The 14,539-nt window shown below is 39.1% G+C and carries 11 protein-coding genes; 5 read left to right on the top strand and 6 right to left on the bottom strand.

The features are described from left to right. Positions 1 to 7: 7 nt before the first annotated feature. From parE to L5B71_RS02935, 3 genes are all read right to left on the bottom strand, one after another. A complete protein-coding gene (gene parE / locus L5B71_RS02945) occupies positions 8 to 1,909 on the bottom strand; it encodes a DNA topoisomerase IV subunit B (RefSeq protein WP_265756893.1) in 1,902 nt (633 codons plus the stop codon). Positions 1,910 to 2,020: 111 nt separating this feature from the next. Then, entirely contained in the window at positions 2,021 to 4,666 is a 2,646-nt protein-coding gene (locus L5B71_RS02940; RefSeq protein ID WP_265756892.1) for a PqiB family protein, read from the bottom strand. Next, a complete protein-coding gene (locus tag L5B71_RS02935; RefSeq protein ID WP_265756891.1) occupies positions 4,635 to 5,891 on the bottom strand; it encodes a paraquat-inducible protein A in 1,257 nt (418 codons plus the stop codon). The genes L5B71_RS02940 and L5B71_RS02935 overlap by 32 nt, the downstream gene beginning before the upstream one ends. A gap of 270 nt (positions 5,892 to 6,161) precedes the next feature. On the opposite strand from L5B71_RS02935, the gene proQ reads away from it, so the two are divergent. The 5 genes from proQ (at position 6,162) to L5B71_RS02910 (ending at position 11,872) form a co-directional block, all read left to right on the top strand. Further along, positions 6,162 to 6,767, top strand: coding sequence for an RNA chaperone ProQ (proQ, locus tag L5B71_RS02930; RefSeq protein ID WP_265756890.1), 606 nt, complete (start codon positions 6,162 to 6,164; stop codon positions 6,765 to 6,767). 42 nt (positions 6,768 to 6,809) lie between these two features. Next, positions 6,810 to 8,852, top strand: a complete 2,043-nt coding sequence (prc, locus tag L5B71_RS02925) for a carboxy terminal-processing peptidase (protein ID WP_265756889.1) — start codon at positions 6,810 to 6,812, stop codon at positions 8,850 to 8,852. A 138-nt stretch (positions 8,853 to 8,990) separates the two neighbouring features. After that, positions 8,991 to 10,502 (top strand): L,D-transpeptidase family protein, encoded by a 1,512-nt coding sequence (locus L5B71_RS02920; protein WP_265756888.1) that lies wholly within the window; start codon positions 8,991 to 8,993, stop codon positions 10,500 to 10,502. 96 nt (positions 10,503 to 10,598) lie between these two features. After that, a complete protein-coding gene (locus L5B71_RS02915) occupies positions 10,599 to 11,159 on the top strand; it encodes a YcbK family protein (protein ID WP_265756887.1) in 561 nt (186 codons plus the stop codon). A 77-nt stretch (positions 11,160 to 11,236) separates the two neighbouring features. Continuing rightward, positions 11,237 to 11,872: an MBL fold metallo-hydrolase gene (locus L5B71_RS02910; RefSeq protein WP_265756886.1), complete on the top strand. Its 636-nt coding sequence runs from the start codon at positions 11,237 to 11,239 to the stop codon at positions 11,870 to 11,872. A gap of 68 nt (positions 11,873 to 11,940) precedes the next feature. On the opposite strand, the gene fdhE is transcribed toward L5B71_RS02910, so the two are convergent. From fdhE to fdxH, 3 genes are all read right to left on the bottom strand, one after another. Continuing rightward, positions 11,941 to 12,849: a formate dehydrogenase accessory protein FdhE gene (gene fdhE / locus L5B71_RS02905; protein WP_265757776.1), complete on the bottom strand. Its 909-nt coding sequence runs from the start codon at positions 12,847 to 12,849 to the stop codon at positions 11,941 to 11,943. Between the two features lie 87 nt (positions 12,850 to 12,936). Further along, positions 12,937 to 13,623 carry a formate dehydrogenase subunit gamma gene (locus L5B71_RS02900; RefSeq protein ID WP_265756885.1) on the bottom strand — a complete coding sequence of 229 codons (687 nt, stop codon included), beginning with the start codon at positions 13,621 to 13,623 and terminating at the stop codon, positions 12,937 to 12,939. After that, positions 13,616 to 14,539, bottom strand: coding sequence for a formate dehydrogenase subunit beta (fdxH, locus tag L5B71_RS02895; RefSeq protein WP_265756884.1), 924 nt, complete (start codon positions 14,537 to 14,539; stop codon positions 13,616 to 13,618). The genes L5B71_RS02900 and fdxH overlap by 8 nt, the downstream gene beginning before the upstream one ends.

The following is a 14,539-nucleotide window of genomic DNA, read 5'->3' as shown; positions in this document are numbered from 1 at the left end:
AGCAGGCTTATACGCTCAAATCCACTTGGTCGCCTTTGGCCTGTAACCACGTTTTGCGATCTTCGGAACGTTTTTTTGCCAACAGCATATCCATTAATTCAAAGGTTTCCGTTTCACTTTGTTCATTTTCTTGATCAAAGGTGAGCTGCACCAAACGGCGCGTATTGGGATCCATTGTGGTTTCACGCAACTGGCTCGGGTTCATTTCACCTAGCCCTTTGAAGCGCTGCACGTTGATTTTGCCTTTTTTATTTTTTAGCCGAGCTAAAATGCCTGCTTTTTCTCCTTCATCAAGGGCGTAATAGACTTCATTACCAATGTCGATACGATAAAGTGGCGGCATTGCCACATAAACGTGTCCTTCCGCGACCAGTTTCGGGAAGTGGCGTAAGAATAGGGCGCAGAGTAGGGTGGCAATATGTAAGCCATCAGAATCCGCATCAGCAAGAATACAAACTTTGCCATAACGTAACTGAGAAAGATCGCTATTATCAGGGTCAATACCTAATGCCACTGCAATATCGTGCACTTCTTGCGAGCCAAGCACCTGATCAGCAGACACTTCCCAAGTATTTAGAATTTTTCCGCGCAATGGCAAAATAGCTTGATATTCACGGTCGCGTGCTTGTTTGGCCGATCCTCCTGCGGAATCCCCTTCGACTAAGAATAATTCGGTCAGTGCTAAATCTTGTGAGCTACAATCAGCGAGTTTTCCCGGCAGGGCAGGGCCACTCACTTGTTTTTTACGCACGATTTTTTTCGCTGCACGCAAACGGCGTTCTGCCGAGCTAATCGCCATTTTCGCCAGTTCTTCGGCTTCTTGCACGTTTTGGTTGAGCCATAAGCTAAAGGCATCTTTCACCACGCCGCTGACGAACACCGCACTTTGACGGGAAGATAAACGCTCTTTGGTTTGCCCTGCAAATTGTGGATCTTGCATTTTGATCGAAAGCACATAAGCACAGCGATCCCAAATATCATCGGCGGTAAGTTTCACACCACGGGGTAGCAAATTACGGAATTCGCAAAACTCACGCATTGCATCGAGCAAGCCTTGGCGTAACCCATTAACGTGCGTTCCCCCTTGAATGGTGGGAATTAAATTCACATAGCTTTCGCCGAGCAAATCCCCCCCTTCAGGCAACCAAATTAACGCCCAGCTGGCGGTTTCTTTTTCAGTTTCAAAATTGCCAACAAAAGGGGAGACTGGCAAGGTGGTGTAACCTTCTACGCTTTCTGTTAAGTAATCGGACAAACCGTCTTGATAGAGCCAAACATCTTCTGTGCCGTTGATTTTATCAATAAAACGAATCTCTAAGCCTGAACACAGCACCGCTTTGGCACGCAATAAATGGCGTAAACGGCTGACGGAAAAATTAGGGCTATCAAAATATTTTGGGTTTGGTTTGAAATGCACGGTTGTGCCAGTAGTACGGCGACCGCAAGTGCCGATGACTTCCAATTCTTGCACTTTTGCCCCATTTTCAAAGGCGATTTTATATACTTGTCCGTTACGCTTAATTTGAATATCCACGCGTTCAGAAAGGGCGTTCACCACAGAAATCCCCACGCCGTGCAAACCGCCAGCGAACGTATAGTTTTTATTGGAGAATTTTCCCCCCGCGTGCAATTTGGTGAGGATTACTTCCACCCCTGAAATGCCTTCGGTTGGATGAATATCCACCGGCATTCCACGTCCGTTATCAATCACTTCAAGGGATTGATCTTTATGCAGAATGACTTCAATTTTGGTGGCGTGGCCGGCTAGTGCTTCGTCCACGCTGTTATCAATCACTTCTTGCCCTAAATGGTTTGGGCGAGTGGTGTCGGTGTACATACCGGGGCGCAGCTGAACTGGCTCAAGATCTTTTAAAACGGTAATTTCATTGGCGGAATAATTTGTTGTCATTGGGAGTCCGTAATTTCAAATCAAAAAATTGGCGAAAGTTTAACAAGAAAACCAACCGCAGAAAACGCAAATGCGTGCAAAATAAAAGTGCGGTTGGTTTTTTGTGAATTTTTATTCGTTACCTAAAATGCCTAAATTCCAGTTTATGGCTTCTTTAGGACGCTTGTCTTGCAACAAGAAACGCTGGTTGGCTTTTGCTTGCGGTTGTACCACAGAGCCAGACGGCGTTGAGAAGGCAATTCCACCTTTTAACAGTTGCTGCATTGATCCCGTATTAATGGATAAGCCACTAAAACCAAGTTCCATACCATAACCTGATGAGATCCAGAATTCTGAATTTTGGCGCACAAGGGCTTTGTGTTTATTGGCAATCACGATATGTACTAACACGCGGTCGCCAAGGCTGTTGAGTTCTAAATTGCGAATTGTTCCCACTTCCACGCCTCGGTACAACACAGGGGATCCCACTGTGATATTCATTGCGTTTTTGGTTTCTAAAATGAGTGGGAAACCATCACCATATTTGTTGGTGGTTGGCACAGATTGCGCGAGGCGGAATTGACGGCGTGCTTTGCCACTGCCTGCTTCTACATCAATATAAGGCTGTAATAAACTATCTAAATTCTCAATACCACCCGCTGAAATTTGCGGTGAAATCAGGCGGAATTTACTGTTTTCTTTGGCAATGATTGCCATATATTTCGGGTTAATTAACGCCGTGGCGATAATTTTGCGATCGGCAGAAAGTTCAATGCTATCCACTTCACCAATATTTAAGCCCATATAACGTAACGGCATTCCTTTACTTAAGTTGGTCGCATCGGTGGCGGTGAGCTTAATCACTTGTCCTGCGGATTTGGCACGCATTTCATTTGGATAAAGAATTTTATTGCCTGAACCGCTGTTATCAAAACTGATCGCGCCTTTTAAGGTGCGAGCAATAGGCGTTGCTTGGATAGTAATGCCTTTCGGTGTAATGTCCACCTGTGCTGCACTTTCCACCCAGAATAGGCTTTTGCTAGTGAGCAAATTGCGATGCTTTGGATAGATGAATACGTCCACGTCAAAATGATCTTTTTTCGGGCGGATAGCCAGAATTTTGCCTACCTCATATTGGCGATAAAGCACTAGAGAGCCTTTATCAATACTTGGCAGCTGTGAAGTGGTTAAGGTAAGGGTTGGGGTGAGATTATTGCTCACAATTCCTGCTTCAGCATTGCTTAGATCGCTGTATAACGGGAAACTTTCAGGTAATTTACCCGATTGATGACCAGCAACAATGCGAATGCCACCTTGTAGCCATTTTTCAGGGCTTGCGGCTTGCATTTTCACGCCGTCAGTACCAATGCTCACTTCAAAATTTGACGCAGCAATAAAGAGTGTGTCAGGGTGAATTAAATGACGATATTGTCCTGCAATCGCCACTTTAAAACGTACTGATTCTTGTTCGATCCGCTGATTTACAATTTCACCAATAGGGAAATTATTGTAGTAAATTTTCTGCCCTTCGCTGATGTTATAGGTTTCAGGTGCGGTTAAGGTTAAGACTAAGGTATCAGGCTGTTTGAGTAGTAGTTCATTTTCTTTAATCACGCTAAATTGCGTTTGTTTTTCACCCGTTCCGCTGATGACATCAAAATATTCACCTCGGAATAGTTTTTGCGTATCGCTCAGTTCGTTCAAATTAAATTTAGTATTGCGTAGCACGATCTCTGTGTCGGTTTTAAACAGATTTTCAGCGCTTGGGTCAATGAGTAATTTGCCTTGTAAAATTTCTTCATTATTTTCCACCGCACTTAATTCTGAAAGCAAACCAATTTGTGAATCTTGTGCATACACCGCAGTTTTACCCGCGCGTAAGCCCGCAATATTTGGCACAGTTACATTGATTTCAATACCGCGTTTGGCTGCCTGTAAATTAGCATATAAACGATAACGTTCGTTGCTTTCCGCGTTTGGACTATTTTGCGGTGAATCAAATGCCACAGCACCTTGCACCACGGCATTTAGGCTATCCATTTGTACGTTAATGCCGGAAAGCCCAACATTGGCGTTAATGCCACTAATGTTCCAGAAATGGCTGTCTTTTTTTACGAATTGGGCATAAGGCTTATCGATTACCACATCAATTTCAATTTTCTTTTGATCTTTGGTGAAGCGGTAATCATAAATTTTCCCCACGGGCATTTTTTTGAAATAGACAGACGCGCCGATAGAGATCGAGCCTAAATCATCAGCTAGTAAATGAATGAGCAAATCGCCTTCGCTAACTTGGGCGATCGGACCTTCCGTTTCAGCAATAAATTCATCTTGCGATTCACCATCACCGGGTTGTAGGGTAATATAGTTGCCCGAAACGAGAGCATCTATACCTGAAATTCCTGCCAATGAAGCACTTGGACGAACGAGCCAAAACTTGGTGTTTTCTCGCAATATGGTTTTTGCTTCTGGATAAATACTGGCTTGTACTTCAACTTTTTTCAGATCATCAGTAAAATTTACTTTTTTAACCACACCAATTTGTAATCCTTGATAACGAATTTGTGTCTTTCCTGCTATTAATCCGTTACCATTATCAAAAGTAATTTTGATATTTATTCCTTGCTCTTGCACAATTTGAAAGAACAAAATTGCGCCAATACATAAGGCAACAAATGGAAGTAACCAAAATGGCGAAATCCGTTTGTTTTTATGAATAGTGGCTTTTACAGCATTATAATTATCCTCAACGGAAGGTGCTTTGTTGTTGTCTGTCATAAATTTTCCAAAGTAAACGGCTATCGAATTGCGAAGCTGAAATCATAGTTAAGAAGACCGCTGCCCCGAAATAAAAAGCAGCAGGGCCTACGGAAAAATTGATTATCTGTCCGCGAGTAACCAAGGACATCATCAATGCGAGTACGAATAAATCCAACATCGACCAACGCCCTACAAAATGTACAAAGTGAAATAAACGCATTTGCCATTTTATCGATTGGCGGAGATTGAAATGTACACAAATTAATAAATAAAGCAAAATAAAAATTTTGCTGATGGGTATAAAGATACTGGCGGTAAATACCACAAATGCCACGAAATAACTGCCCATTTCAACAAAGGTGATTACGCCAGATATCAGGGTATCGGCACTTGGCGCACCATTTACATAAACCACCGACATAGGTAATAAATTAGCGGGGAAAAGCATAATGATGCCGGCAATCAAAGTTGCCCAAGTACGTTGCAATTTGATGTTTATTGGCGCTTCTAGTAGCGTTAAACAGCGCGGACAACGCGCTCGATGTTTGCTGTCTTGATAAGGCTTTGTAAAAGTGTAATGGCATTCCAAACAGACACAAGGTGGCTGATTAGGTATTTCAGTCAAAAGTCTGTCTTGTGGATAAAAATCATTCCACAGCGCATTGAGATTAAGCTTAATAAACAGTAGTGTTGTCAAAAGTGCGGTGAAAATAAAGGCAATTAAATAAATATCAAGGCTAAGGGTCGCGTATTCCCGCACTTTAAACATCGTTACCCCTAGGGCAACCAAATAGACATCAAACATCACCCAAGGTTTAATATAGCCTAAGGCGAGTAGAACATTACGAGGTTTAATTGCGAGCATTTGTGATAAACGCAGTAAAATTACCAAAATTGCAAAGGAAATTGGCATAAATACAGCACAGAGAAATATTAAAAATGCGGTATAAGGATAACCTTGAGTTGCCATTTTCCAGATACCTTGCCAGACTGATGCACTGATATTCGAACCAAGTAAATCAATACTTAGTAAAGGATAATTTAAGGCGAACGGCATCAGAATCAAAATGGATAATGCAATCATGGCACAGCGATGCAAACTCCAACGGCTGCCCGAACACAGTACCTCATCACAGCGAGGACATTCCGCGTATTGGTTTTTTTCTAATACGGGTACAGATACCGTAGCATCACAATGAGAGCAACGTGCTATACGCTGTGTGGCATAATGTTTAGTATTCAACGGTTCTATCTCGCTTTTAATACCTATATAATTTTATTGCTAAAAGCAAATTAAAAGTATTATTTTATATGGATTTGCTTGCTTTTCAAAGTATGTTAGTTTTTTGTATGTTAGTTTTTGACAGAAAATTGAGCTGAAAAAAAGCACCGCACTGCGTTTTTATTAAGGTGTAAGGTAAAAACTAATCAAAAAATTGCCATTTCTTGCGAATTTAAGCTAGAATGTGCAACGTTTTTCTATTCAAAAATTAATGGTATGTGAGATTACACAATGACAGAAGTTCAGAAATCAACCAATAATAAAGAAATTATAGCCTATTTAGCGGAAAAGTTTCCGCGCTGTTTTTTCCTTGAGGGTGAGGCAAAACCGTTAAAAGTCGGGATTTTCCAAGATTTAGCAGAAGCTCTTGCAGATGATGAAAGAGTGAGTAAAACTCAATTACGCCAAGCATTGCGTTTATATACAGCGGGTTGGCGTTATTTATATGCTTGTAAAGAAGGGGCTGAGCGTGTCGATTTACAAGGTAATCCAGCAGGTATATTAGAGAAAGAACATGCTGAACACGCTGCACAAAAATTAGCAGAAAGCAAAGCGAAAGTCGCAGAAAAACGTGCAGCAGAGCGTGCAGCAAATCCGAAAGTGAATAAAAAGCCTGCACGTCCAAATGCGAAGAAATTTGTAGCGAAAAAACCACAAAATAAACCTAATCTTGTCGCGGTGGATGTTACAACCTTAGCACAAGGTGATGTGGTGAAAGTAAAAGCTGGGAATACGGCTAAATCTGCTGTTGTTATTGAAGTTGTAAAAGAAAATGCACGTGTGCAATTAGAAAACGGTTTAACTATTTCTGTAACAGCAGATCGTTTATTTGTTTAATGATATGCTTTTTATTTTGCTTTAATTGATTAGGAAAGTTTGATGAAATTTTATAAAAGCAAGAGCAAATTTGTCTTTATGCTTGGTACTTTGTTTTTATCTAGCCAGCTCAGTTTTGCTGTTGTACCAACGTTAAAAAGTTCTGATATTGTTTTACCCAAATATAATGAAAGTCATCAATTAGCAACCAAACGTGTAACCGCACGTTTAACTAATTCTCACTATCAAAAATTTCAATTGGATAATGAGTTTTCACAAAGAATTTTTGATCGCTACTTAAAAGGCTTAGATCGTAATCGCAATACCTTTTTAGATTCTGATATAGTAGAAATGCGCCAGAAATATGCAGGTAAGATTGGCGATCAACTAAATCAGGGTAAATTAGATATTGCATTTGATATGTATAACAGAATGATGAAAAGACGCTATGAACGTTATGAATATGCGCTTTCCTTATTAGATAAAGAGCCTGATTTAAGTCAAGATGATCAGATTGAAATTGATCGTGAAAAATCTCCTTGGGCTACAACAGAAGCTGAACTAAATAAACTGTGGCAACAGCGTGTCAAAAATGATGTAATTAGCTTAAAATTAAAAGGCAAAAAATGGCCTGAAATTAAGAAAACATTAGTCAAACGCTATAATTTATCTATTCGTCGTTTAACCCAAACTAAAGCAGAAGATATTACTCAGCTTTATCTCAATGCACTAGCTCGTGAAATTGATCCTCATACTAGCTATCTTGCACCAAGAATAGCTAAGAGCTTTAATGAGACGATGAACCTTTCCTTAGAGGGAATTGGCGCAACCTTGCAAACAGAAGAAACCGGAGAAACAGTAGTAAAATCTCTGGTTAAAGGCGCGCCAGCAGATCGTAGTAAAAAAATTAAAGCTGGTGATAAAATTGTTGGTGTTGGACAAGCTAAAGGCCCAATTGTTGATGTAGTTGGTTGGCGTTTAGATGATGTTATTGAAAAAATTAAGGGAAAAAAAGGTACTAAAGTTCGTTTAGAAATTGAACCCGAGAAAGGGGGAAAGAATCATATTGTCACTTTAGTCCGAGATCGTGTTCGTCTGGAGGATCAAGCGGCTAAATTGACCTTGAATAAAGTTGATGGTAAACAAATCGCAGTCATAAAAATTCCTGGCTTTTACATTGGATTAACAGATGATGTAAGAAAACTGTTGAAAGAAACAAAGGATAAAAAAGCACAAGGATTAATTATTGATTTGCGCGAAAATGGTGGTGGTGCATTAGGTGAGGCTGTTGAGCTCACCGGATTATTTATTAGTGATGGTCCAGTTGTTCAAGTACGCGATGCTTATCAGAGAATTCGTATTCATGAAGATCCAGATGTTGAGCAAGTGTATAAAGGTCCACTATTGGTAATGGTTGATAGATTTAGTGCTTCTGCGTCAGAAATATTTGCCGCAGCAATTCAAGATTATAATCGTGGTATTATAATCGGGCAAAATACCTTTGGGAAAGGGACCGTTCAACGTAGCAATTCACTCAATTTTATTTATGATTTAAATGATAAGCCATTGGGGTTAATCCAGTATACCATTCAAAAATTTTATCGTATTAATGGGGGAAGTACTCAATTAAAAGGGGTTAAACCGGATATTACTTTTCCTTCCTTAATTGATATGAAAGAATATGGTGAAGAAAAAGAAGATAATGCTTTGCCTTGGGATAAAATTCCCCCTGCCACTTATTCAGAGCAGGGTAAAGCAAGAGAAGCGGTTGAGAAATTAGAGCCTATTCATATTGCTCGAATGGCAAAAGATCCTGAATTTATCGTCTTGAATGAAAATCTTAAGATACTTGAAGAACGTCGTGCGCGTAAGTTTTTATCATTAAATTATGACAAGCGGAAAGCTGAAAATGATAAGGATGATGCTAAGCGCTTAAAAGATCTTAATGAACGCTTTAAACGCGAAGGCAAAAAGCCAATACAAGATTTAGATAAATTACCTAAAGATTATGAGGCGCCTGATTTTGCCTTGAAAGAAGCCGAACATATGGCTGCAGATTTGGTTTCATTTTATACTAAAAAAGCAAGTGATTTATCAAACCCATAAAAGAATTTTATCATTTTGAATAAAATATTGCTGTACTTATTGTTAGGATTGAATATTTATTGCCTAATATTTGTAATGGTATAATTGCTTGTATAGATTTTAATTACAATAATAAACTTTCAATTTAAGGACTCAAATATGTTAAAGATGACTTCATTTAAGTTAGTCAAAGTAGCAACTTTATTGACGTCTTATGCTTATGTTGGAAATGTGTTGGCAACACAGACACAAGCCGCTCCAGTGATTTCTTCAATGCCCGCCGAATCGGGTATTGTAAAAAAGGTCAAATTAACTAATGAACAATTACTTCTCGAAAAACAGGTTGTTGCAGATAAATTGACTGCCGAGCGTATGGCGGAAGATAATCGTCTTAATGCCGAGCAACAGGAGCGTTCTGAACAGCGTTTGACAGATATCATTGGTACACAATCATTACAATTTAAATCTAGAATTGCTAAGATTTATACGCAAAATGATTATGTTCTATTATGGGAAGATAAGAAAGCTGAAAAGCAGTTTTTGCGCGATTATGCGGCATTAGTTGCTAGCGGTATTTCTAGACAATCTGCACAAAATTTAGATCGCATTTATAAAACGGAGAATCAAGATCCCCTTGTGCGTGATATTTTATTAACTGATGCTTTTTTAGATTATCTTTTTTACAGTAAGAATGCTTTGAATTCTGCACAACGCTGGCTTTATAGTGCGAATGCTTATAAAGCAAGTGAACCTACGGAACAGGACATTCAGCTTTGGCTAGGTGCAGTGAAAGATGGATCGCATTTTGCTTTTATTAGTGAGTTGTCGGGTAAAAACTCTTTATATCGCCAAACATTACATCAATTAGAAGCGCTTATCGCATCAGGCAAGAATGAGAGTAGACAAATTTATAAATTGGCAATTAATGTCCAACGTTTGAGAATTATTCCTGAATTTATCAATGGAATCTTTGTTAATATTCCAAGTTATCAGCTTAATTACTATCGTGATGGTAAGTTGCTCTTAAATTCGAGAGTAATTGTGGGTAAGCAAGCTCGTAAGACACCTGTTATGTATAGTAAATTAAGTAACGTTGTAGTTAATCCACCTTGGACTCCTACAACACGTTTAGTCAATGAAGATCTTGTACCAAAAATTAAACGAGATCCAGGTTATGTTGCTCGTAATGGGTACACTATTACAGATAGCTCAGGAAGAACTATTGATCCGTATTCTATCAATTGGGCTGCAATTGGGGCTAAATTTCCTTATCGTATTCGTCAAGCTCCAGGAGATAGTGCATTAGGTAATTATAAATTTAATATGCCAAGTACTGATGCGATTTATTTACATGATACGCCAAATCATAATTTGTTTAGTAAGAAAGATCGTGCCTTGAGTTCTGGGTGTGTTCGTGTTCAACAGTCCGATCAATTAGCCACTATTTTGTTAAAAGAAGCTGGTTGGACGCAAGAGCGGAAAAATAAAGTATTAAGCAGTAAGAAGACCGCTTCTGCTAATATTCGCTCAACTAATCCTGTGTATTTATATTATGTAACAACGTGGGTTGATGGCGGAAAAATATACTCTTTGCCAGATATTTATGGGTATGACTCTGTTCCAAATCTTAGCTATATAAATTGGAGTGCGGTAAAAAAATATTTAATGTAATGATTATTTCTTATTTTTAATCAATTTTATTGAACTAATTCAATATGATATGGACTAAGAGAAATAAGTATTATAAAGTTAAATTGAGTAATGTATATGAATAGCGTTAATAAGCCCCGTCGAAAATGGTTATCTTTGGGAGGTATTGCTTTAGGTGTATCATTAGTACCTAATGTTTTATTAGCCGCCTTTTCAACACAGAAACCAAGAATTTTACGTTTTAGAAATATTAATACAGGCGATACTTTCAGTGGGGAGTTTAGTTTTTCTCAAGGATTTTCTGCTAATAATTTAAAGAAGTTAGATTACTTGTTACGGGATAAGCGTAATAATAGTGTCCATAGAATGGATCCTAGATTGTTTACTAAGTTTTATCAAATCCAGAATAATTTAGGATTGCACAATGTAGAAATCCAAATTATTTGTGGTTATCGTTCTCCAGCAAGTAACGCCGCCATGCATCGTAGAAGTCGTGGGGTTGCGAGTAATAGTTACCATATTCGTGGTCAGGCGATCGATTTTCGAATTGATGGCATACCACTTGCTAGAGTAAAGCGAGCTGCAGAAAGTTTAAATAATGGTGGAGTAGGCTATTATCCAAGAAGTAATTTTGTCCATATTGATACAGGTCCTGTGCGTACTTGGCGTGGAAGTTGATTTTATTCTAATCATCACATAAAACCGCAAGTGATTGCGGTTTTATCGTTTTAAAGAGCATATAAAAAGGAAATAAAATGAATATCGAAATTATCCCTGTTACGCCTTTCCAGCAAAATTGTTCATTAATTTATGATGATGAAAAAATTGCAGCAATTATTGATCCAGGTGGAGAAGCGGATAAATTAGTTAAACGTATTGAAGAGCTAGGATTAAATTTAAAATCCATTCTGCTTACTCATGGACATTTAGATCATATTGGGGCGGCAGAAAAATTAAAACATCACTTTGCTGTTGAAATTTTTGGTGCACACCAAGCGGATAAATATTGGTTTGAAGGCCTTCCACAGCAGGCTGAACGTTTTGGCTTGCTATTTGAATTAAAAGCATTTTTACCTGATCACTGGCTCAATGAAGGTGATGTAATTGAGGTGGGTGATTTTACCTTTGATGTATTACATCTACCTGGACATAGTCCAGGTCATATTGGGTTTATTGAAAAGGCTAAAAATGTTGCTTTTACTGGCGATGTATTGTTTCAAAACTCAGTAGGAAGAACAGATTTACCAGGTGGTGATCATCAAACATTATTGGATAGTATTAAAGACAAATTGTATCCACTCGCAGATGAAATGGTGATTATTCCTGGACATGGTGGTTATACCACCATCGGTCAAGAAAAGAAAAGTAATCCTTTTTTGGCTAACTTATAAAATGAAAACGAGCAGGTAGTTTTTTCTTGCTCGTTTTTTATTAGAAATAAGACTGGGCTATTCTTCCTTTATTCTCCTTTATTTGGAAACATAAAAGGATTTAAACCACTGCGTGCAAGGCCTTTTTCTTCCATTTCGATATCAAGATAGATGCTCGCCAGATCATCGGCAATGGCTTCCACATAAGGATCTTTTTCTTGATACATCATTTTTAGGTAGCTATGACAATCACCACAACTTTCGGCTTTAACTGGGGCTGACTCGCTATCGATTGACCAATAATCCAATTTTCCAGTGTGATTACAATTCGTGCATTTGCTACGTACTACATTCCATTCACTTTCGCATAAGGAGCAATGCACATAACGTAAGCCTTGCTCCGATCCAAAATGCACCACACTTGCTGTAGGTGGGGCATTGCACACAGGGCAAAGATGAAGATGTTCACCGCTTTCCATTTTACTATTTTGTGGTAATTGCTGTGCAAGCTGAATCCAATAAAGGGAAAGTGCTGCCCAAATAAATAAGGCTTTGTCGCTACTTACATCAGAAAATTGTTGAGCAAGTAGTTTATCGGCAAGCTCTTCAAGCTCACTGTCAGAGGCTTTTTCTAAATTTTCAATAGTACCTTGAACGCTCTCATTGCCAGTATTTTTCATTTTATTGAGTAACGCCTGTAGCAAGATTCGCCATTGCGGATCACGTTGCCATTTTGTTATGTCAAGGGGAACGTTTGTTTCCGTACTGATTTCAATTTTTTGCGTAACAGGCTGTTCGTTTAATAGTGCAAGTTGGCAATCTACAATATTAGCGGCGAAGTTAAGGTAATCAGCCATAGGATGATTGTCGGCCAAAGAACGTAAACGTTCGGCACGGCGTTGGTAAAGATTTTTCGGGTTGGAAAATAAAAGAATAGGGTGATGAAAAGAGCTGGCAGCTTGTACAATTTCATCTTTTGGCAGTATTTTTATACTCATAATTTTTAACCAACTTTTGTCAATAAAGAAAGTGCGGTGTAAATTTGCAAAATTTTGCAAAAAACCACCGCACTTTACCATTGTTAATTATTTAACATGCTTTTCTTTCGCTTTTTCTGCGGCTTCTTTTTCCAGTTCAGGTAGAATGTCTTCACGGAACCAGCGCGGGTGATGTTTTTTCGCCCAGCGTACCGTTACCCAACCTTCAACCATTCCACGAATAGAACCTTTCACCCAGAATGCCATATATATATGTACCATAATACCGGTAAAAAGCATAAAGGCACTAGCAGAGTGAAGTAAAATTGCAATGCGAATGACAGGAATCGGGAAATTATGGGAGAAATATTGTCGCCACATAATAATTCCTGTTGCTAATAGGGTAATCATTGCAAGGATTAAGGTCCAGAATAGCATTTTTTGGCCTAAATTATATTTTCCGTTGTCTGAAACGGCATGTTCGTTGCCTTTTAAGACTTCTTTAATATTTTTTAGCCATACCCAGTCATTTCTTTCAGGAATGTTGTGAGGCCAGTAAATCAAGCAAAGGTTGATAAAGGCAATAAACATTACTATCCCTGTGAATGGGTGGATAAAACGGGCAATTCTTGGATTACCTAAAATTTCTGTTAGCCAAGCAAAATCAGGAAAGAAAAATGCAAGCCCTGATAAGCCTGTGGTGAAGAAACAGATTACAAGTAACCAGTGACTTAAGCGCGCAGGTAATTTATGGCGAATAACTCGTTGATCGTTGCTGATCTTAACTTTACTCATTTTCGCCTCCTTTATGTGCTTGTTCATCTTCTGGCACGACTTCTTCATGTTCTTCTATATCTTCCGTATGTGGACCAACTGCAAGATAGTGCGCAATTTCAGAAAGTACTAAGCCTCCCATTGCCACTGCTGCAACTGGTTTCAATACGTCTTTCCATAATTTCACGGTAACGTCAATTTGTGGATCTTTTGGTAAGCCAGAGTAAAGCTCCGGTTTATCTGCGTGATGTAACACGTACATCACGTGTGTGCCACCCACGCCTTCCGGATCGTACAGTCCTGCATTTTCGTAACCACGAGATTTGAGATCCGCAATACGGGTTTCTGCATAGTTTTTCATTTCTTCTTTTGTACCGAAATGAATAGCACCTGTTGGGCAGGTTTTCACACAGGCTGGTTCTTGACCTACAGTCACACGATCTACACAAAGCGTACATTTGTACACACGGTTATCTTCAGGGTTCATTCTTGGAATATTGAATGGACAACCTGCGATACAGTAACCACAACCGATACATTTATCAGATTGGAAATCTACGATCCCGTTTGCATACTGAATAATCGCCCCTGGTGAAGGACAAGATTTTAAACAGCCCGGTTCACTGCAGTGCATACAGCCATCTTTACGAATTAGCCACTCTAAACGATCATTTTCTTCAACTTCGTTGAATTTCATCACCGTCCAGGCCTTGGCATTGAGATCGATCGGGTTATCGTATGAGCCAATACATTTTTCTGGTTCAGCACGAATGTCATTCCATTCTGAACAAGCCACTTGGCAGGCTTTACAGCCGATACAAGTGGTTACATCAATCAGTTTCGCCACCTCAAGCTGGTGATCCCGTGCGTGAGGTGGTGGTGTTAATCCCGATGTTGCAGAGGCTTTAATAATATCTTGTGATTGAATATTTCCCAT

Source organism: Avibacterium sp. 21-586 (assembly GCF_026226775.1).
Lineage (GTDB): Bacteria > Pseudomonadota > Gammaproteobacteria > Enterobacterales > Pasteurellaceae > Avibacterium.
This window is presented reverse-complemented; position numbering and strand designations above follow the sequence as displayed.